Origin of the sequence: Pyxidicoccus xibeiensis (genome assembly GCF_024198175.1) — a bacterium.
GTDB classification, from domain to species: Bacteria; Myxococcota; Myxococcia; order Myxococcales; family Myxococcaceae; genus Myxococcus; species Myxococcus xibeiensis.
Window position 1 is genome coordinate 878,118 of record NZ_JAJVKV010000004.1, and the last position, 19,301, is coordinate 897,418.

General features: G+C 72.3%; 15 protein-coding genes and 1 pseudogene. 10 read left to right on the top strand and 6 right to left on the bottom strand.

Annotation, left to right across the window (positions count from 1 at the left end):
* The first annotated feature begins 217 nt into the window (after nt 1–217).
* Together LXT23_RS21470 and LXT23_RS21475 are read left to right on the top strand one after the other, a co-directional pair.
* Nucleotides 218–856 carry a hypothetical protein gene (locus LXT23_RS21470; RefSeq protein ID WP_253982085.1) on the top strand — a complete coding sequence of 213 codons (639 nt, stop codon included), beginning with the start codon at nt 218–220 and terminating at the stop codon, nt 854–856.
* Complete coding sequence (locus tag LXT23_RS21475) at nt 853–1,446, top strand: head protein (RefSeq protein ID WP_253982086.1); 594 nt, start codon at nt 853–855, stop codon at nt 1,444–1,446. Before LXT23_RS21470 ends, LXT23_RS21475 begins: the two co-directional genes overlap by 4 nt.
* Nucleotides 1,447–1,452: 6 nt before the next feature.
* Here LXT23_RS21475 and LXT23_RS21480 read toward each other — a convergent pair whose 3' ends face one another.
* The gene (locus LXT23_RS21480; protein WP_253982087.1) at nt 1,453–3,027 is read right to left on the bottom strand and encodes a phytoene desaturase family protein; all 1,575 of its coding nucleotides are present in this window, start codon (nt 3,025–3,027) and stop codon (nt 1,453–1,455) included.
* A 250-nt stretch (nt 3,028–3,277) separates the two neighbouring features.
* Here LXT23_RS21480 and LXT23_RS21485 point away from each other — a divergent pair, with 250 nt between their 5' ends.
* Complete coding sequence (locus LXT23_RS21485) at nt 3,278–5,047, top strand: CHASE domain-containing protein (RefSeq protein WP_253982088.1); 1,770 nt, start codon at nt 3,278–3,280, stop codon at nt 5,045–5,047.
* Nucleotides 5,048–5,058: 11 nt separating this feature from the next.
* Here the strand turns inward: LXT23_RS21485 and LXT23_RS21490 are convergent, their stop codons facing one another.
* The 4 genes from LXT23_RS21490 to sitI6 (LXT23_RS21505) form a co-directional block, all read right to left on the bottom strand.
* The gene (locus LXT23_RS21490) at nt 5,059–6,204 is read right to left on the bottom strand and encodes a serine/threonine-protein kinase (protein WP_253982089.1); all 1,146 of its coding nucleotides are present in this window, start codon (nt 6,202–6,204) and stop codon (nt 5,059–5,061) included.
* Nucleotides 6,205–6,370: 166 nt separating this feature from the next.
* Nucleotides 6,371–8,164: a serine/threonine protein kinase gene (locus LXT23_RS21495; protein ID WP_253982090.1), complete on the bottom strand. Its 1,794-nt coding sequence runs from the start codon at nt 8,162–8,164 to the stop codon at nt 6,371–6,373.
* Entirely contained in the window at nt 8,161–9,120 is a 960-nt protein-coding gene (locus LXT23_RS21500; RefSeq protein ID WP_253982091.1) for a DUF2381 family protein, read from the bottom strand. The genes LXT23_RS21495 and LXT23_RS21500 overlap by 4 nt, the downstream gene beginning before the upstream one ends.
* Before the next feature lie 409 nt (nt 9,121–9,529).
* The gene (gene sitI6, locus LXT23_RS21505) at nt 9,530–10,237 is read right to left on the bottom strand and encodes a SitI6 family double-CXXCG motif immunity protein (RefSeq protein ID WP_407692906.1); all 708 of its coding nucleotides are present in this window, start codon (nt 10,235–10,237) and stop codon (nt 9,530–9,532) included.
* 29 nt (nt 10,238–10,266) lie between these two features.
* Here sitI6 (LXT23_RS21505) and sitI6 (LXT23_RS21510) point away from each other — a divergent pair, with 29 nt between their 5' ends.
* Entirely contained in the window at nt 10,267–10,977 is a 711-nt protein-coding gene (gene sitI6, locus LXT23_RS21510) for a SitI6 family double-CXXCG motif immunity protein (protein ID WP_253982092.1), read from the top strand.
* Here sitI6 (LXT23_RS21510) and LXT23_RS50680 read toward each other — a convergent pair.
* A pseudogene (locus LXT23_RS50680) lies at nt 10,974–11,634 on the bottom strand (recombinase family protein). The gene sitI6 (LXT23_RS21510) and the pseudogene LXT23_RS50680 overlap by 4 nt on opposite strands.
* Here LXT23_RS50680 and LXT23_RS21520 point away from each other — a divergent pair.
* Genes LXT23_RS21520 through cheB form a run of 6 tightly spaced genes read left to right on the top strand, consistent with a single transcriptional unit; the run spans nt 11,633 to nt 19,283 of the window.
* Nucleotides 11,633–12,103: a chemotaxis protein CheW gene (locus LXT23_RS21520; RefSeq protein WP_253982094.1), complete on the top strand. Its 471-nt coding sequence runs from the start codon at nt 11,633–11,635 to the stop codon at nt 12,101–12,103. The pseudogene LXT23_RS50680 and the gene LXT23_RS21520 sit on opposite strands and share 2 nt — an antisense overlap.
* Nucleotides 12,100–13,674, top strand: coding sequence for a CheR family methyltransferase (locus tag LXT23_RS21525; protein WP_253982095.1), 1,575 nt, complete (start codon nt 12,100–12,102; stop codon nt 13,672–13,674). Before LXT23_RS21520 ends, LXT23_RS21525 begins: the two co-directional genes overlap by 4 nt.
* A complete protein-coding gene (locus LXT23_RS21530; protein ID WP_253982096.1) occupies nt 13,674–14,276 on the top strand; it encodes a chemotaxis protein CheW in 603 nt (200 codons plus the stop codon). Before LXT23_RS21525 ends, LXT23_RS21530 begins: the two co-directional genes overlap by 1 nt.
* Nucleotides 14,273–15,916: a methyl-accepting chemotaxis protein gene (locus LXT23_RS21535; protein WP_253982097.1), complete on the top strand. Its 1,644-nt coding sequence runs from the start codon at nt 14,273–14,275 to the stop codon at nt 15,914–15,916. The genes LXT23_RS21530 and LXT23_RS21535 overlap by 4 nt, the downstream gene beginning before the upstream one ends.
* A complete protein-coding gene (locus tag LXT23_RS21540) occupies nt 15,916–18,216 on the top strand; it encodes a hybrid sensor histidine kinase/response regulator (RefSeq protein ID WP_253982098.1) in 2,301 nt (766 codons plus the stop codon). The genes LXT23_RS21535 and LXT23_RS21540 overlap by 1 nt, the downstream gene beginning before the upstream one ends.
* The gene (gene cheB, locus LXT23_RS21545) at nt 18,213–19,283 is read left to right on the top strand and encodes a chemotaxis-specific protein-glutamate methyltransferase CheB (protein WP_253982099.1); all 1,071 of its coding nucleotides are present in this window, start codon (nt 18,213–18,215) and stop codon (nt 19,281–19,283) included. Before LXT23_RS21540 ends, cheB begins: the two co-directional genes overlap by 4 nt.
* Nucleotides 19,284–19,301 lie beyond the last annotated feature (18 nt).

Consider the following 19,301-nt stretch of genomic DNA (forward strand, 5'->3'; position numbering starts at 1 on the left):
GGACCCGGGCGCGCGCCAAGTGGCGCGGCCAATGGCTGCCATCGGACCCCGGGAGCCATCAATGGCAGCCATCGATTCCAGCCGGTCAGCCGGCGCGAGCGCGGGCCGGGGCGTCGGCTTCATCCAGCGAAGGGCCCGTCGAGGCATTCGAGGGTATGGGCCTGCTCCCTCGCCTGCTAGGGTGCCGCGCCCACTCCACCAGGCACGCCCCGACCCCATGCAACGCTCGACGCTCCCCACCCGAGTCACGGCCGCGCTCCTCAGCGCATTGCTCTTTGCATGTGGCGCCACCCGTCACGCCGCTCCGGCCAATACCCGCGAGCTCACGCACTTCGTGCTCTTCATCCGGGAGTTGCCGGACGGCACCGTCACCCACTCGTGGCAGCGCGCAGAAGAGCTGAACCTGGCTGAGTACAGGTTCCTGTCTCGCTCGCGGAGTGGGCCCCGGGGCGTCCTGCCGGTGGTGGCCCGGCCGCGAGACTGCGACGAGGAAAACCGGGAGTGCGTCCGGGAGTGCAAGTCACGCCCCCTTGGCCGTGGATTCGGACACATCACTTCCGGCAAGGATAGGGATGCCAGGAAAGACGAGTACTGCCGTGCAAAGTGCTGGCAGGCCTATAGAGACTGCAATGAATTACAGGAATTGAAGCCCCAAGAGTTCACAGCCATCGACAGCGCGGTGGACTGGCTGAAGCGCAACCGCAAGGCCGTCCTGGTAGGAAGCGTGGTCGTCGTGGCGGGCGTGGCCTTCATTGTGCTCTCCGCCGGTGCGGGGCTCGTCGTCCTCGCGCCTGCCGTGCTCCTGGCCGAGCCGGCGACTCCTGCCGAGCCATGGATGGCGGAGGTCTCACCATGAAGAAGGACCCGATGTTCCATTTTCGCGTCTTGAACCTCCTGGGACGTCTTTGGGAGGAGTCCACGTCCGAGGAAGACAAGGAGTACCTCAGTGCGGCGATGGGTGCGCTCGACTTCATTTCGCAGACCGGGCAGTCCCACGACTTCGAGGCCTATCGTGAGAGCGTCCTGGCCGATGCGCCCCCGCTCGTCATCGCGGCTTTCGATACGAAGGAGAGCGCCGAAGCCTGGCTGAAGAACCACCCCAATCCTCCGTCCGGCGCCCAGGTATTGATTGCAGGCGAGTATCACGACGTCAGGTGGGTTCCAGAGCGCGACCGGCGCTATCTGCTATCTGGCCGCTCGCTCGAGTACTACCTCCGAGGAATGCTCGACGAAGGGCTCCCCTCACCCGTGGCCACGTTCGCCACTGCGGAGGAAGCCGGGGCCTGGGTCGACAGCCAGCCGGAGCCCCCACGCCAGGTCGTCATCACCATCGCGGGCGAGCCCCACCTCGTCGCCTACCACCACCGCATCAACCTGCGCGCCATCTACCCACTCTCCCGGGCCGCGCCGCCAGGGTCCATCAACTACGACGTGGAGCCCGAGTAGCTCGGCTCAGCCCGCGCGAGCGCGCGCCGGGTCCTCCGCCGTTTCGAGCGGCGGCACGTACGGCCAGCCCGGCAGCGGCCCCTTGCCGGCCTCGCGCGTGAGGTAGTCCGCCGCGATGTTCGCGCTCTCCATGATGGTCAGCAGCCCGCTGCCCGGGTGCGTGCCGCCGCCCACCCAGTAGAGCCCTTCGATGTCGCGGTTCTTCACCTTCGGCCGCATCGGGCCCAATTGCAGCCACGTGTGCGACAGGTTGAACACCGCGCCGCGGAACACGTTGAAGTCGTCCCGCCACGTCTGGGCCGTGAAGTAGCGCTCCTCGCGGATGTGCTCGCGCACGCCCTTGAGCCCCACCTTCTCCAGCATCTTCGGGATGCGCTCGCGCAGCTTCTGCTCCGTCTGGGCCCAGTCCACGTCCCTCGCCGTGTTCGGCGTGGGCACCAGCACGTACAGCGTGGAGTGCCCCTTAGGCGCCCCGGACGGGTCCGTCACGGTGGGGTTGCACACGTAGAAGGGCGGGTCGTCCACGTCCACGTGCCGGTCCTCCAGCGCGTCGCGGTCCGTGCGCCGGGCCGCGTCCGACAGGTAGATGAGGTGGTGCGGCAGGTCCGAGTACACCGTGTCCAGCCCGTAGTACGCCATGAAGGTGCTGCACGAGTACTTCGCCTTCTCCAGTGCCGTGTCCGTCAGCCGCGAGCCCTCGCGCGCCCCGGACGGAATCAGCTTCGTCGCCGCGTACGCCAGGTCCGCGTTCACCACCACCGCGTCCGCGTCCAGCACCGTGCCGTCCGCCAGCTTCACGCCCACCGCCCGGCCCGCGTCCACCCTCACCTGCTCCACCGCCGTGCCCATGCGGAAGGTGGCGCCCAGGTCCTGCGCACAGCGCATCATCCCCCGAGACAGCTCGCGGAAGCCGCCCTCCACGTGCCACACGCCGAAGGCCAGCTCCAGGAACGGAATCACGCTGAACACCGACGAGCACGTCGTCGGGTGCAGGCCCAGGTACTTGGACGGGTACGCCAGCGCGTACGTCATCCGGTCGTCGTGGAAGAAGGAGTCCAGCTGCTTGTACAGCGTCTGCCAGGGCTTGAAGCGCAGCGTGGGCGCCAGCCGCCAGGGCGCGTAGTACGCGAGGCTGCCCGCGTTGGTGCAGATGAACTTCTCGTACGCAATCGCGTACTTCTCCCGCCCCTCCTCCATCCACCGGCGCAGCGCGGGGCCCTTGTCCGGGCCGAAGCGGGACAGCTCCGCCTCCATCCGCGCCATGTCCTTCGTGGTGTCCAGGTGCGTGCCGTCCCAGAAGTGCACCCGCGTGTTGGTGTCCAGCGGGACGAGCTTCACGTAGTCCTCGATGCGCCTGCCCGCCCGCCGGAAGATCTGCTCCAGCACGCCCGGGAGCTGGAGGATGGACGGCCCGGTGTCGAGCGCGTACTCGCCCTGCGCCCCGAGCGTCAGCCCCTTCATCCGCCCCCCGGGCACCGGGTCCTTCTCCACCACGGTGACGCGCAGCCCCTGCCCTGCCAGGTTGATGGCGGCCGACAGCCCCCCGGGCCCGGCTCCCACGACGATGACGTGACGCACCATGACTCCCTGATGCCTGAAACCGCCGGACGTTGCACCTTCCGGTGCACGGGCGGACGAATGGCCTCTGCCCGTTTCACCTGGCGGACATGCGGAGGCACCAGTTGCGGCAGGGGGCTCCCACCCCCCGGGTTTCCTGTTTATCGCCCTGAAGGGCCCTATCCCGGGTCCAGCGCTCCGTGCTTTCCGCCACACCGTGCCCACCCTCCCGTCCACCTCTCCGCGCCGGAACGCCGCAGCGTATGGCGCGCTGTTGCTGGGCCTGCTCATCACCGCCGTGGCCACGCTCCACGTGCAGCGGGGCATCCAGGAGCGGAGAGAGCGGCGCTTCGAGGAGGCGGTCCGCGATGGCACCCTCGGGCTCCAGCAGCGCCTGGACATGTACCAGGCCATGCTGCTGGGCACGCGCGGCCTGTTCAGCAGCAGCCAGAAGGTGGAGCGGGACGAGTTCCACGCGTACGTGGAGAGCCTCGAGCTGCGGCGGCGCTACCCGGGCATCCAGGGCATCGGCTTCGCGCAGCGGCTGACGCGCGAGTCCCTGGAGGCGCACGAGGCCCAGATGCGGGCCGAGGGCCTGGAGCACTACCGCGTCTGGCCGGAGGGTGAGCGCGCGCAGTACAGCTCCGTCGTCTTCCTGGAGCCCCTGGACGCGCGAAACCGCCGCGCCCTCGGCTTCGACATGTTCTCCGAGCCCACCCGCCAGGAGGCCATGCAGCGCGCGATGGAGACGGGGCAGCCGGCGGCCAGCGGCGAGGTGCGGCTCGTCCAGGAAGTGGGCTCGGACGTGCAGTCCGGCTTCCTCCTGTACGTGCCCGTCTACAACGGGCTGGAGCCCTCCACGCCCGAGGCGCGCCGGAAGTCCCTGCGGGGCTTCGTCTATGCGCCGTTCCGCATGAGGGACCTGGTGGAGGGCATGCGCTTTCCTGGCTTCCAGGGCACCGTCGACCTGGACATCCATGACGGCGGTCAGGCGCATCCGGACACCGTCCTCTTCAGCTCGCGCCCGCCCGGCCCCGGCTGGGAGGACGCCGTCCGGCTGGGCCTGCGCCGCGAGGTGCCCCTGTCCGTGGCGGGGCGGTCGTGGACGCTGGTGTTCACCGCGCGCGAGTCCTTCATCGAGAGCAACAGCGCCGTGCAGCGCTTCACGGTGGTGGGCGCGGGCCTGCTGGTCACCCTGCTGCTGTTCCTCATCAACCGCGCCCAGGGCAACGCCCGGGCCGCGGCCGAGGCCGCCAGCGCGGAGCAGCAGCGGCTGGCGAGCGAGGCCCGGGCGGCGGTGCGCGTGCGCGACGAGTTCCTCAGCGTCGCCGCACACGAGCTGCGCACACCGCTCACGTCGCTGAAGCTCCAGCTCCAGCTGCTCTACCGGCAGCTGCGCCAGGGGACACCGCTGGACGCCGCGCGCGTGGAGCGCGGAGTGGACTCGTGCGAGCGGCAGACGACGCGGCTGTCGCAGCTGGTGGACAGCCTGCTGGATGTGTCCCGGCTGGCGAGCGGCCGCATGGAGCTGCAGTTGGAGCCGCTGGAGCTGGGCGAGGTGGTGCGCGAGCTGGTCCGCCGCTTCGAGTCGGACGCGCAGCAGGCGGACGTGCGGCTGACGGTGGACGCACCGGAGCCCGTCTCCGGGCAGTGGGACCGGCTGCGGCTGGAGCAGGTGCTCACCAACCTGGTGTCCAACGCGCTCAAGTACGGCCATGGCGCCCCGGTGGACGTGCGCGTGCGCGGCGACGGCACGCATGCACGCCTGGAGGTGACGGACCGCGGTATCGGCATCGCCCCCGAGGACCTGCGGCGCATCTTCGAGCGCTTCGAGCGCGCCGTGTCGAGCCGCCATTACGGAGGGCTGGGGCTGGGGCTGTTCATCACCCGCGAGCTCGTGGAGGCACTGGGAGGGCACATCTCCGTGGAGAGCCTCCCCGGCCAGGGGGCCACCTTCACGGTGCGGCTGCCGCTGAGGGGGCCGGGGACGGGGAATGGCGGGACGCAGGCTCCGGCCGAGCCGCCCGGGGCGCCGCTGCACTGAAGTGCGGTGAGCTACGGCCGGGTCGTGATGTCGTCCTGGGAGAAGCCGTGCTCGGGCGGCGGGCCCTCCTCGCCCAGGCGCTCTCCGGCCTCCATCAGGGCCTCGCGAATCTCCCGCACCGCGCAGGAGCCGCCGTAGTCCCCCAGCTCCCGCAGCCGCTGGCGCAGGTCCAGCTCCGCGTCCAGTGCCGCCGCGTAGCGCCCGGACGGCTCGCGGCGCAGCAGCGTGTGGAGGACGTGCCGCAGCGGTGCGGAGAGCGTCGCCGCCGCGGCCTCCACGTCCTCCGGGGTGAAGCTGGCGGCGCGGGTGACGAGCTCCTCCGGGTCCGGGTGCCGCCACTCCTGCTTCACCCGGGCAATGGCGTGCTTCACGCGGGCCCTGTCCTGCTCGGGCACCCGCGCCCAGAGCTGGCGGCGGCCCAGGCTCCCGGCGTCGAGCAGGTGCTTGCCCGTGGCCAGCTCCAGCAGCGTCAGCCCCAGCATGAACAGGTCCGAGCGCGCATCCTCGCGGCCGCCCAGCAGCACCTCGGGCGAGGCGTAGAACACGTCGCCCCGGGCACGCGGCAGGCTGGTGATGCGCCGCCCGGGCAGGCAGGAGCGCGCGAGGCCGAAGTCCGTGAGCTTCACCCGGCCCGACCACGACACCCGGATGCGCGTGGGGTCGATGGCCCGGTGGACGATGCCCAGCGGCACACCCCGCGCGTCGTGGCGCCGGTGCGCGTGGGACAGCGCGGAGGCCACGCTCGTCCCCACGTGCAGCACGAAGGACTCGGAGAAGCAGCGCCCTCTCAGGTCCGCCAGGTTGATGAGCGTCTCCAGCGAGCGTCCGCTGACGCACTCGGTGACGACGTAGAGAGCGCCTTTGACTTCGTGCACCCCGTGCACCCGGGCGATGTGCGGGTGGTCCAGGTGCGCGGCCAGGCGGACCTCGTCCTCCAGCCGCCCGCGGGCGCGCCGCGACTCCTCGGTGAGGAGGGGAAGCGGAAGCACCTTGAGGATGACGTCCCCGAGCACCTCCTCGGGCGTGCGCTGGCGGGCCAGCAGGAGGCGCTCCCCGTGGTGCCCGGGCCCCAGGTCCATGAGGCACTCGTAGGACACGGAGCCGAGTGAAAAGAGGACGACTCCCGGCGGGAACGCCGGGCGCTCGGAGAAGGGCATGGGGCGGACTCCTGGCGGGCCACGGGGAGCGGGACGCCGCGCGAAGAATGCACGGACCCTACCGCCGGGGAGGGATGGAAGTGAACGACCCGTGAAGTGGGGCGCGCTCGTTATCGCAACCCGGATGCATCAACCCTGGAATGCCAAGAGTCTTTACATCCAGAGGCTACGGCCAGATGGAGACGGCCTCGAAGACGGACACCCGGTTGTACAGCAGGGCCCCGCGCTTGCTGCCCTCTGCCACCGGGTTGAGGGGGTAGTTCCCCAGGTGGAGGCAGACGGGGATCTCCGTGCCGTCGGGGAACTTCGCACGGGTATAGCGGCCCACCAGGAAGAGGCGGCCGTCCTTCTCCACCGTCTTGAGCCGGCCGTAGACCAGCGTGCCAATGTAGTCGGGACCCTCGACGCGGCCGACGACCTCTCCATCGCGGAACACGCCCAGCCTGCCGGTTCCTCCCCACTTCGCGTCTTCGTCGGGCTGCTGGATGTCGACGGTGCCGCGTCCCTGCCACCGGCTCGCCGTGAGGGTCTCCTCCATGGCGAGGCGTGTCGACTTGGGACACACCTCTTCCCTCTCGGGCATCACCTGGGCCCCCGGGCAGCCCAGCAGCGCGGCGGTGAAGACACCCACCGTGGCGCAGCGGGCCAGCACTTCGGCGGAGAGGGCGGGCCTGGACCTGTCGGGCTTCTGGGGGACGGGCTGGGCGGGAGCTGGCTTCACGGCGGGGGCTTCCTTCTGGGTGGGGGCCACGGGACGGGACGGTAGTGCAACGCCGGACGGCGGAGCCGGGGAAGGCAGGTGCCCGGCATCCTGCCCGGGAACCGTGGCCTCCGGCACTGGCCGGGCCTCCGGTGCCGCGACAGACCTGTCTGGCTGTCCGACAGGTTCTCGCCGCGCCACGAAGACGAGGACCCCGACGATGGCGAGCAGCACTGCGCCCGCCGTCACCCGCCAGTGCTTCCAGGGGCGGGCACCACGGGGCCTGACCGCGCCATCCCCAGGAGAAGTGGAGGGTGTGCCAGGCGGAAAGACGGGCACGGCCCACACCGCACCTGGCTGGGTGGCCAGGTCCTCCAGCTCCCTCCGCATCGCGTCGGCCGTGGCCGGGCGCAGGCGAGGCTCACGCGCCAGCAGCCGGTCGAGCAGCGCGCTCAGGGCCTCCGGCACGCGCTCGTTGACCTCCCGGGCCGGTGGCGGCCCCCACATGGGGCTGTTGAGGTCCTGGCGCGGGCTGTCGCGCTGTCGCGCTGGCACGGTGGGCGTGGAGTCCGTCACCGCGTCATACAGGCACGCGGCCAGGGAGAACTGGTCGTCCGCCGGCTGGAAGTCATAGCGTGCGTCCGGGCGCATGCGGTTGTCGCTCCAGAACTCCACCGCCCGCGGGTCCCGGTAGCGGTGGGTGCCCGGTGGCAGCGGCCCGTCCGTCACGTCCTCCGCCAGCACGTAGTCGCCTGCGTTGAAGTCCGCGAGGAACGGCTCGCCGTCCGCCCCGCGCACCAGGATGTTGCCGGGAGACAGGTCGCGGTGGAGGAAGCCCCGGCCATGGACGTAGGCCAGCGCGGAGGCCAGCTTCGCGAACAGGCCCAGCACCTGGACAAAGGAGGGGCGCTGCGTCTCCAGCCACTCCGCCAGCGTCCAGCCGTCGACGTAGTCCACCACCAGGTAGCAGTAGCCGTCTCTCAGGTAGGGCCAGCGGCCCCAGGCATGGACTCGCAGGATGTTCGGGTGGCTCAGGTGGATGAGGCAGCCCAGTTCCTTCATCATCCGCCGGTCCGTCTGCTCCGGGTCCGCGCTGGCCTCGCGGTGCAGCCCCAGCTTGAGGGCATATTGCTCGCCGTCCCGCTCCACCCGGTACACCGCGCCATAGGAGCCGTGGCCCAGCAGGGAGAGGATGCGGTAGCCGTCGATGTACGCGCCCGGCCTGAGATACTCGGGACGCCTGTCCTCCGCCGCGCTCATGGCCCGAATTTCTCCGTCTTCTTCATGAGCACACCCGGGATGGAGAGGGGACTCTGTCCTCCCGCCACGTGCACCTCCAGGCGGAACAGGAGCCCCTCGCTCACAGGCGGCCGGGCGGCCTCCACCACCAGCAGGGCCGTTCCATCCGTCCGGGGACTCCCGGGCTCCAACTGCACTGTGTGCGCCGCGAAGCGCGCCCCGGTGGCTTCCCCTACTAGCCACGCCCGCTCCGGCTTCCACCCGGACCGGGCCACGGCGGCGTCCACCTTCACTGTCACCACCAGCCAGTCATTCGCCACGAAGCTCACGGGGCTCGGTTCGCTCCTTCCAGGAGCAGGGGGCGCGGCTGGCGCCAAGGCGCTCACGACGTCCACGCCCTTCGAGCCAATCCTGCCTGCCAGCACGAAGGCCGTGGGCGACAGGGCACCGGCACTCTCGCGCGCCCCCTCCAGCCGGGCCTCGCACGCGGCGACGCGGCCCTCCAGCTCCGCCACCCGGGAGCGCAGCGCCTGTGTCGCGCCGCCCGTGCTCCGGACCAGCCGCACCTGCGCGTCCACCTCGGCCGGAGCCGCGACGAGCGACAGCGAAGACTGCTCGGTGACCGCGGCACCCTGGAAGCGCACCGTGAGCGCGGCGGGCGCCTTCAGTTCCTCCAGCGGCTCCAGCGTGATGACGCGGGCGCTCCAGGTATGGAGGGTGAAGCGCTCGCGCGGCTCCAGCACCGTGCGGCCCGTGTCCAGGTCCGCGTCGAAGAGGAGCAGGGTCGCCACACCCGGGGCCATGTGCACCGTGACGGGCGTGTCAGTCAGAAGCGCCTCGCGCACTCGAGGTGTGCGGGCGGCGAGGGGCTGCGCGGCGGCCACTCCCGCAAGGAACGGGAGCAGGACGAGAGCCAGCCCGTGAAGTAGTGACAAGGCGGTGCGACCTCCCAGGGTGGACACTACCAGAGCGCCCATGCGAGGAAGTGCGCGGTGAGCCCTCGGTCCAACCGGTGCGTGGCAGGCAACGGGGGCAGGAAGTCGACCTCAATGCGGTTCTTTGAGCTGACCGATGACATCCAGGCCACGGGACGATGGCACCTGGACGACCCGACCGACAGTCAGGGTCAGGAACTGGAGAGCCCGTGGCAGTTCAACAAGGGGCGTCCAGTGCCCCTCACGGAGCACCTCCGGATTCCCATGGAGCATACCGGCAAGGCACTGGACTTCACCCAGACGGCGCTGAGCATCCCGGTCGCTCACGTCAAGGTGGCGTCCATCCTCACGGAGCTGGCGCCGAGGACGTCAAGTCAGCGCTGGAGCGCGCGAAGGTCACGGGCACGAGGTTCACGGAGGTGCAGTCCGGGCGTCCCGACTCCAATGCCTCTCAGCGAGTGAGCAGCTCGCGGAAGGTGATGCCGTTCAGTTCCAGGCGGCGCACGGCCTCCACGAACCGCTCCGTGCCGATAACCATCGTGGCGAAGTTGCCGACCCGGAACAGGTCCAGCTCCGGGGGCAGGGATGCCGCGTCCAGGATGGGTTCATCCGGCCACTTGAAGCCCTGTCGGCCACAGGTCGGGCACGGCGGAGGTACGTCTGGGGGAATGCAGTCCGGGTGCAATCGGCCGCACGGCTCCACCTCAAGCTCCAGCAGCTCCGGCGGGTTCTTCTTGCGGAATCGGAGTTCCGTGCGGCAACCCTTAAGCCCGCGCACTCCTTCAGCCTGGAGACGCTCCAGCGCGTCCCGACGCATGAGAAGTCTTATTCCGCTCAGCCAGGCAATGGGCCCGCACTCTCCGAAGGCGCGGCCCGTCAGTGGGCCGAAGCTCGTTCCAGGTGGCAACTCGGCGTTGCGTGGCACCAGAGGGCGCACCAGTTCGCGCAGGCGCGCAAACACGGGGAAGGGTTCGGGCCTTGGCTTCTCGAACTCGCTGCGCTCTGGAAGCAGTGAGAGGTCAACGGACGGGTAATCGTGTCCAACGTCACTCCACGTGGCGCCGCACGTGTGACAGCGCACGCCCGGCAGGCGCCACGTATGCGTCCCATCGATATCCCCGCCATGCTTCGCCGTGGCGGCCCTATCCAGTCTTACTATTCCCGTCCGGGAGCGTGAGGGCCTTAGAGATGACCCGGTTCTTTTGGCTACGCGAGGACAAGGCGGTAACGGCGAGCTACGACGCCGCACACAGATGGGGGCTGCCCGGAGTGATGTGTCCCACGTGCGGCGCTACCTGGGCGAGTGCAGGGCATCAGTATCCCGCCGTGGACCTATCGCAGCTGCCCGAGCGACGCGAGTTCGAGAGAGCCCGACCCGAGCCGTTTTCCGAGTTCGCGCGCCTGCGGGAGTTGGTGCGCCCCCTGGCGCCGCCAAATGCCGCGTTGCCGCCCGGGACAACCTTCGGGCCCCTCGTGGGCCGTGCCTCCGGGCGGTTCGGCGCGTTCACGTCACAGGGTAGCATCCGGTGGCTGGTTCGCCGGGATGCGCTGGAGCGCCTCCAGGCGGAAGGTGTGCGCGGGCTGCTGGGCTGCCGGACAGAGCTGCGGTTCCGGCAGAAGGACCCGCCGGAGCTGCTGGAGCTTCAGCTAGAGCCGCACGGTCGCCTTCACCCGGACTGCATTCCACCCAATGTGCCGCCACCGTGCGTCACCTGTGGCTGGGTGTATTTCCGGCTGCCGGATGAACCCATCCTGGACGCGGCATCCCTGCCCCCGGGGCTGGACCTGTTCCGGGTGGGTGACTACTCAACGGTCATCGTGGGTACCGAGCGGTTCATGGAGGCCGTGCGCCGCCTGGAACTGGACGGCATCACCTTCCACGAGCTGCCGACGCGCTAGCGGCGCCAGGACACCTTGGGCCTGCCGATGGGCTTCCCGCTCCGGGTGCCGTGGCGCCGCGCCCGCTCCAGACCGGAGACGGTGCGCGCTACCAGGATGCGCCGCTCTTCCTGCGCCACCCAGCCGAACACCGCCAGGAGAAGCTCACGGGCCGGGCCTCCGGTGTCGAGCCAGCTTTCCCGGAGGCTCACCACGGCGCACCCGACGCGGTCCAGCTCCCGCACCGTGGCGATGATGCCGGACATGGAGCGCCCCAACCTGTCCAGCGCCACCACGACCACGGCGCGCACGGGCGTCCGCCATGAGCCGGTCAAACTCCGGGCGCGTCTTCACCGCGCTGCCCGTCTCCTCGTAGATCACGTGCTCCCAGCCGCGCGCCTCCGCCACCGCGAGCAGCGGCGCCCGCTGGTTCTCCGTCGTTTGCTTGTCCGTGCTCACAAGGAGGTAGAGCGCCGCCTTCACGCCGCCACCTCCGTCGCGAACAGCGGAAGCCATCAGACGCGAGGCGCACGCGCCAGCCCTGAGGGACACGGCTGGTGGAGGAGGGACACGGCTGGTGGAGCGGCCGCCCGCCACTGGACACTTGGAGGCTTCTCCGACCACCGGGCCACATCTGTGTTCGACAGTTCGCACGTCCGCATCTATGTCCCAGGTCATGGAGCCCGCACCGCGCGAGGTGCTGCTGTTCACCCTGGAAGGCCAGCGCTACGGCCTGCCCTCCCAGGACGTCCATGAGCTGGTGCGCGCCGCGCGCCTGACGCCGCTGCCACGCGCGCCCTCCGTCGTGGAGGGCCTGCTCAATCTGCGTGGCGCCCTGCTGCCCGTCCTGGACCTGCGCCGCCGCTTCCGCCACCCGCCCCGCCCCCTGTCCCCCATGGACCACTTCATCGTGGCCCGGGCCGGCAGCCGCCTCGTGGTGCTGCGCGTGGACCGCGCCGAGGGCCTGCGCGTGCTGGCACCCGGCGAGTGGGACGCCACGCCTCGCGAGCTTCCTGGCGTGGGCTACGTGGCCGGCGCCGCCAAGCTGGAGGACGGGCTGGTGCTCGTCCACGACCTGCGCGCGTTCCTCTCCGAGGCGGAGGCCCTGGAGCTGGATGCCGCGCTGGCGCCCCCGGAGTCCCCGTGAGCTGGGGTCCCTGGAGTCACCCGGGCCATGCCGCCGTGCTCGCGCTCGTGGAGGAGCGCGCCGGGCTGGCCGCCCCCAGCTGCCCCGCCGCCGCCGAGGAAGGCATCGCCCGCGCCATGGCCCGGGCCGGGCTGACGGACCTCGACGCCTACCGCGCCCGGCTCGCGGAGGACCCGGCCGCCCTCGATGATTTGCTCATCGAGCTCACCGTCGGCGAGACGTACTTCTTCCGCACCCCCGAGCACTTCGAGCACCTGCGCCGCCACGCCCTGCCCGAGCTGCGCGAGCGCCATGGCCCGAGCCACACCGCGAGGCTGTGGAGCGCGGCGTGTTCCTCCGGTGAGGAGCCCTACTCGCTGGCGGCGCTGCTGCTGGCAGAGGGCTGGGGCGAGCACATGACCGTGTACGCCACGGACGTGTCGCGCGGCGCGCTCGCCAGGGCCCGGCAGGCCTCGTACGGCGAGTGGTCCCTGCGCGGCCCGTGGGCGGACCGCATCCGTCCCCACCTGCGCGCCGAGGGCCGCAAGTACGTCCTGGCTCCCGAGGTGCAACGGCGCGTGCGCTTCAGCTACCTCAACCTCGCACTCGACACCTGGCCCTCGCCCGAGAGTGGCATCTGGAAGCTGGACGTCATCTTCTGCCGCAACGTCCTCATCTACTTCAACACCGCCACCATCGCGGCCGTGGCCCGCCGGCTCCATGACGCGCTCGCCGAGGGCGGCTACCTCTTCACCGGCCCCTCGGACCCGCCGCTCGGAGGCCTGGCTCCGCTGGAGTCCGTGCTCACCGAGTGGGGCGTGCTGTACCGCCGGCCCGCGCCCGGCACCTCCGTGTCCGTCCCCGGCGGTTCGCTCGCCACGTCAACCGAGGCCCGCCCGGCCGCGCCGACCCCGGGTGCATGGGTGGCACCTCCGCGCGAGCCCACTTCCTCCCCTGGCGACGCGGGGCCCGGGCCTCATGCGAGCGGCGTGACGGGCCTGCCTCGCGAATATGCCTCCACTCCCGTGGCCACCCCTGTCACGGGGCCCTCCACCGGCCCGGCCACCGCGGAAGCCCGGCGCGCGGCGGTGACGAACGCGGCCCGGCTGGCGCTGGCTCGCGGGGACTGGCGCGAGGCCGCGCGCCTGCTCGGGACGCAGGACGACAACCCCGACACCGCCGCCGCCGCGGTGCGCACCCTGGCGAACCTGGACGCACGCGCCGCCGTGTCCGCCAGCACCGAGGCCGCCGCGCGCCATCCCCTCGTCGCCGGGCTGCGCTACCTGGAGGCCCTGCTGCTGCTCGGCCAGGGCCAGCTCACCGACGCCGAGCGCTCCATCCGCCAGGCCCTCTACCTGGAGCCGACCCTGGTGGTGGCCTGGCTCGTCCTCGGACGCGTGCTCAGACGCCGGGGCGACACGGCCGGCGCCCTCAAGGCCTGGCAGGAAGCGGAGCTGCTCTGCGCCGCGCTCGCCCCCGACGCCGCCGTGCCCCTCGCCGACGGTGAGCGCGCGAGCGCCCTGGCCACCCTCGCGCGCACCGAGCGGCTACGACTGGAGGCAGCCCTGGCTGCTGGTGAGGAGACGACCTGATGCCACGCTCCGGCGGAATCGACTGGGAGGCGGCACGCGCCCGGCTGGCCCGGCTGGCGGCCACCGCCACGCAGGAGGAGACCCTCTCCCCCGAGGCCGCCGCCGCGCTGCTGGACGCACGCGCACGCGCGCTCGCCCGCGTCTCCGCGCCCGAGGTGGACCCGGGCGGCTCGCGCGAGGTGGTCCGCTTCCGCGCCGCCGGGCAGCGCTATGCCCTGGAGTCCCGCTTCGTGCTGGAGGTCCTCCGCGCCCCGGAGGTGGTGGCCCTGCCGGGCGCACCGCCCACCCTGCGCGGCCTCACCCTCCTCCACGGCGAGGTGCTGCCCATGGTGGAGCTGGCGCCCCTGTTCGGCCGCGCGCCCGCGGGCGCCACCGGCCCCCTGCTGGTCGTGGGCGCGGGCCGGCCCGAGCTGGGCCTGTGCACCGAAGAAGTCGAGGAGGTCACCCTCCTCCACGGCCGCGAGCTGCTGCCGCCCCCCTCCACCCTGGCCGACGGACTCATTTCCGCCGTCGACAAGGAGGGCACGCTCGTGCTGGAGGGTGAGGCGCTGCTGGGTGACAGTCGCCTCGTGTTCGATTTGTCCGACGAAGGAGCTGTATGAGCATCGGGAACCGCATCGCACTCGGGTTCGGACTGTCCCTGCTGGTGCTGCTGGTGCTGGCGGGAGTGGCCTTCCAGGGCGCCAACCAGCTCACGGAGAGCACCGAGGGACTGCTGGACTCCAACCGGGACACGCGCCTCATCCGCGAGGCCCGCACGCTGCTGATAGACGCGGAGTCCGGCCAGCGCGGCTTCCTGCTCACCGGCGAGGAGCCCTACCTCCTGCCGTACCAGGCCGCGCTCACCGCGCTGAAGGCGGACCTGCTGCTGCTGCGCGAGGCCGTGGCCGACGACCCCGCGCAGCTGGCGCGGCTGACCCGGCTGGAGCCCATCGTCGCGGAGCGGCTGGACCGGCTGGCGGAGGGCATCCGCGTGCGCCGGGAACAGGGCCTGGAGGGCGGCTCGAAGTACATCAAGATTGGCCAGGGCGAGCGGCTGATGACCCAGGTGAGGGAAATCATCACCGAGATGGTCGAGGCCGAGCAGCGCAGCTGGGACGCGCACGCGGCCGCCGCGCGCGCCATGGCCCAGCGCATCCTGTGGGTGCTGGGCATCTGCAGCGTGCTGGGGCTCGCCATCGTCGCGCTGGGCAGCTACCTCATCACCAAGAGCATCACCGGGCCGCTGCGCAAGCTGATGGCGGGCGCCGAGCAGCTCGGCCGGGGCCAGCTGGACCACCGCATCGACGTGGCGGGCAGCGACGAGGCGGCGGAGCTGGCGCGCGCCTTCAATGACATGGCCGAGCGCCGCCGGCAGACGGAGGCCCAGCTCGCCAGGCAGGCCGAGCAGCGCGAGCACACGCTCCGCACGGTGACCGACTTCGTCAACCAGCTCGCGGGCGCCACCTCGGAGATTCTCGCCAGCACCACCGAGCAGGTGGCCAGCGCCCAGGAGCAGGGCAGCGCGGTGACGGAGACGGTGAGCACCGTCGAGGAAATCACCAAGACGTCCGAGGAGGCCGCCGGCCGCGCCCGCGCCGTGAGCGAGTCCGCCCGCCACGCGGAGGAGGTGGGCCGCGGCGGCCGGCGCGCGGTGGAGGAGGCCGTGGCCTCCATGGGCGCCGTGCGCGAGCAGGTGGAGTCCATCGCCTCGCGCATCCTCGCGCTCGCCGAGCAGGCGCAGGCCATTGGCGACATCATCACCACCGTCAACGAAATCTCCGAGCAGACGCACATGCTCGCCCTCAACGCCTCCATCGAGGCCAGCCGCGCCGGAGAGCAGGGCCGCGGCTTCGCCGTCGTCGCCGCCGAGGTGAAGGCGCTGGCGGACCAGTCCAAGAAGGCCACCGGCCAGGTGCGGCAGATCCTCGGGCAAATCCAGAAGGCCACCCATGGCGCGGTGATGACCACCGAGGAGGGCACCAAGAGCGTGGCGGCCGCCACCCGCGTGGTGTCCGAGGCGGGCGCCAACATCCAGACGCTGTCGGACCTGCTGGCCCAGGCGTCGCTGACGGCGGCGCAGATTGCCGCGTCCGCCAACCAGCAGGCCACCGGCATCGGACAGATACGCCAGGCGATGCATGACGTGAACCAGGCCACGCAGCAGGCCCTCAGCTCGTCGCGGCAGACGGAGCGGGCCATGCAGGACCTCAACGGCATGGGCCAGAAGCTCAAGGGGCTGCTGGTCGAGCACGGGCGCTGATGGACCGGGACCGGCTGGCCCAGGCGCTGCTGGCCACGTTCCTCGAGGAGCTCGAGGGACACGTGGCCTCGCTCAACCGCGAGCTGCTCGCCCTGGAGCGCGAGACGGACGTGGCGCGCGCGGCGGAGCGCGTGGCCTCGCTGCTGCGCACGCTGCACAGCGTGAAGGGCGCGGCGCGCGCGGCCAGCGCCCTGCTGGTGGAGACCGCCTGCCACCGCATGGAGGAGGTGCTGGAGCGGCTGCGCGACGAGCGCGCGGGCACGCCCGAGCTGTACGAGCTGTGCTTCAACACCGTGGACGCGCTGGACGATGCGGGCCGGCGCCTCGCCGCGCGGCAGGACCTGAGCGGCTCGCCCCTGGAAGCCCTGCTGCCCCAGCTGGAGCGCGCCGCCGAGCGCCAGGGCCCTCCCTCTGGAGCGGGCACGGCCGCGCCACCCGCGCGTCCCGGGCCGGCCCCGGCACGAGAGCCCGCCCAGGCCTCGACCACCTCGCCGGCACGAGAGCCCGCGCAGGCCCCGAGGACCTCCGCGCTGGCACCCGGGTCGCCCTCGAGGACCTCCCCGCCGGCATCCGGGCCGGGCCCCGCGGGAGCGCCCTCCCCGGCCCCCGGCCCCACCGTGGCGCCGGAGCCGGCCCCGGGTGTCCCGCTGCTGGGGGAGACGCTGCCGGTGCGCGTGTCCGCGCAGAAGCTGGACGCGCTGCTGGCGCGCAGCGGCGAGCTGCGGGTGGCGACGCTGCGGCTGGAGGGCCGGACCGAGGCGCTGGAGGGGGTGCGCGAGGCGCTGGCGCAGGCCCGCCAGGCGGTGCGTGGCACCGACGGGGAGCGCGCGCTGCGGCGGGCCGAGACGGAGCTGGCGAAGGTGTCTCGCGCCCTGGCCACGGACCAGCGGGTGCTGGGCAGCGTGGCCACGGGCCTGGACGACGAGGTCCGCCGCGCGCGCACCCTCTCCTTCCAGGAGGGCTGCGAAGGCCTGGAGCGCGCCACGCGCGACGTGGCGCACGGCCAGGGGCGCCTCGCGCGGCTGGAGCTGCGGGGCGGAGCGCTGGAGCTGGACCGGTCGCTGCTCCAGGCCCTGCGCGAGCCGCTGCTACACCTGGTGCGCAACGCGGTGGCCCACGGCCTGGAGGCGCCCGAGGAGCGCACCCGCTTGGGCAAGCCGGCGGAGGGCACCGTCACCGTGTCCGCGCGGCTCAAGGGCAGCCGGGTGGAGGTGACGGTGGAGGACGACGGGCGCGGACTGGACCTGCCCGCCCTGCGCGAGCGAGCGCGCGCGCGGGGCCTGAAGGTGCCCGACGACGACGCGGACACCGCGCGCCTCGTCTTCCTGCCGGGCCTGTCCACGGCCGCGCAGGTGACGGAGGTGGCGGGACGGGGCGTGGGCCTGGACGTGGTGCGCAAGCAGGTGGAGGCGCTGCGCGGCACCGTGGAGGTCACCACCCGCCCCGGCGAGGGCACGCGCTTCGTCCTGGACGTCGCCCTCACGCTGAGCACGCTGCGGGTGCTGCTGGTGTCCGCGGGCGGGCAGACGCTGGCGCTCGCCAGCGAGGGCGTGGCCCGGCTGGTGCGCCTGGCGCCGGACGAGGTCCGCGAGGTGGAGGGCCGTCCCACCTGGGACGCGGGGGACGCGCTGGTGCCGCTGGCCTCGCTGGCGGACGTGCTGGGCCTGCCGCCCGGTCCGCCCCAGCCGCGGCGCAGCGCGGTGGTGCTGGCCGCGGGCACCGCGCGCGCCGCGCTGGTGGTGGACGAGGTGCTGTCCGAGCAGGAGGCGCTGGTGCGCGCCCTGGGGCCCCGCGTGCGCCGCGCGCGCCACGTGTCCGCGGCGGCGGTGCTGCCGGACGGGCGGCTGTCGCTGCTGCTCAACCCCGTGTCGCTGGTGCGCGCGGCGGGCGGACGGCCGGCCACGCCCCTGTTCCCCGCCGCCGCCGTCCGGCAGGCGAGGCGCCGCGTGCTGCTGGCGGACGACTCGCCCACCACCCGCGCGCTGGAGCAGAGCATCCTGGAGGGCGCCGGTTATGAGGTGGTGGCGTGCGTGGACGGCGCGGAGGCCTGGGAGCGGCTCCAGGCCGGTGGCGCCGACGCGCTGGTGCTGGACGTGGAGATGCCGCGCATGGATGGCTTCTCGCTCACCGAGACGGTGCGGGCCTCGCCCCGCTTCTCGCGCCTGCCGGTGGTGCTCGTCACCGCGCGCGGCAAGCCCGAGGACCAGGCACGCGGCCTGCGGGCGGGCGCCAGCGCCTACCTGGTGAAGAGCGCCTTCGACCCGACGAGCCTGCTGGAGACGCTGAGGCGACTGCTATGAGGAACGACCCGTTGCGCATCCTGGTGGCCGAGGACTCGCCCACCGCCCGCCGCCTGCTGGTGGAAATCCTCCGCGCCGACCCGGGCCTGACGGTGGTGGGCGAGGCGAAGGACGGCGTGGAGGCGGTGGAGCTCGCGCACCGCCTGCGGCCGAGCCTCGTCACCATGGACATCCAGATGCCGCGCATGGACGGCCTGGAGGCCACCCGCCGCATCATGACGGAGGTGCCCACGCCGGTGGTGGTGGTGTCCACGCTGGTGGAGCGCGACATCCAGACGTCCATGGCCGCGCTGCGCGCCGGAGCGCTCGCCGTCCTCCAGAAGCCGGTGGGCCCCGAGGCGCCGGACTTCGACGCGGACAGCCGCCGCCTGCGCGACACCCTCCGGGCCATGGCCGAGGTGAAGGTGGTGCGCCGCTGGCCGGAGCGCACCGCCGCCACGCCGCCCACCTCGGTGCCCGTCGTCGAGGCCCCCGCGGCGGCCCCGGTGAAGACGGCGGTGGTGGCGCTGGCCGCGTCCACCGGAGGCCCGGCCGCCCTCTTCCGCGTGCTGTCCGAGCTGCCCGCGGGCTTCCCGGTGCCGCTGCTGGTGGTGCAGCACATCGCCATCGGCTTCGGCCAGGGCCTGGCCCAGTGGCTGGGCACCGCCGGCCCCCTGCCGGTGAAGGTGGCCGGGGACGGGGAGCCGCTCCTGCCCGGCCACGTGTACCTCGCCCCGGACGACCGGCACCTGGGCGTCCACCCGGACCGGCGCGTGGAGGTGTCCCGGGCGGCCCCCATCAACGGCTTCCGCCCGTCCGCCACGTGGCTGTTCCGCAGCGTCGCGCGCACCTACGGGCCGGCCTCGCTCGCCGTCGTCCTCACCGGCATGGGCCAGGACGGGCTGGACGGCGTGCGCGAGCTGCACGATGCGGGGGGCCATGTGCTGGCCCAGGACGAGGGCTCCTCCGTCGTCTACGGCATGCCGGGCGTGGTGGTGGCCGCCAACCTCGCCCACGAGGTGGTGCCACTGCCCTCCATCGCGTCCCGGCTCCTGGCCGCCGTGCGGACAGGCGCTCCGCTGACCTGACCTGCACTATCGCCTTCT

Bases quoted from the DNA above. Each gene is read 5' to 3' on its own strand.
- LXT23_RS21490 (WP_253982089.1), bottom strand. From the start codon at position 6,204: ATGCCCTTCTCCGAGCGCCCGGCGTTCCCGCCGGGAGTCGTCCTCTTT.
- LXT23_RS21530 (WP_253982096.1), top strand. From the start codon at position 13,674: ATGCCACGCTCCGGCGGAATCGACTGGGAGGCGGCACGCGCCCGGCTG.
- LXT23_RS21480 (WP_253982087.1), bottom strand. From the start codon at position 3,027: ATGGTGCGTCACGTCATCGTCGTGGGAGCCGGGCCCGGGGGGCTGTCG.
- LXT23_RS21520 (WP_253982094.1), top strand. From the start codon at position 11,633: ATGGAGCCCGCACCGCGCGAGGTGCTGCTGTTCACCCTGGAAGGCCAG.
- LXT23_RS21475 (WP_253982086.1), top strand. From the start codon at position 853: ATGAAGAAGGACCCGATGTTCCATTTTCGCGTCTTGAACCTCCTGGGA.
- LXT23_RS21500 (WP_253982091.1), bottom strand. From the start codon at position 9,120: ATGGGCGCTCTGGTAGTGTCCACCCTGGGAGGTCGCACCGCCTTGTCA.
- LXT23_RS21540 (WP_253982098.1), top strand. From the start codon at position 15,916: ATGGACCGGGACCGGCTGGCCCAGGCGCTGCTGGCCACGTTCCTCGAG.
- sitI6 (WP_253982092.1), top strand. From the start codon at position 10,267: ATGACCCGGTTCTTTTGGCTACGCGAGGACAAGGCGGTAACGGCGAGC.
- LXT23_RS21470 (WP_253982085.1), top strand. From the start codon at position 218: ATGCAACGCTCGACGCTCCCCACCCGAGTCACGGCCGCGCTCCTCAGC.
- LXT23_RS21535 (WP_253982097.1), top strand. From the start codon at position 14,273: ATGAGCATCGGGAACCGCATCGCACTCGGGTTCGGACTGTCCCTGCTG.
- LXT23_RS21495 (WP_253982090.1), bottom strand. From the start codon at position 8,164: ATGAGCGCGGCGGAGGACAGGCGTCCCGAGTATCTCAGGCCGGGCGCG.
- cheB (WP_253982099.1), top strand. From the start codon at position 18,213: ATGAGGAACGACCCGTTGCGCATCCTGGTGGCCGAGGACTCGCCCACC.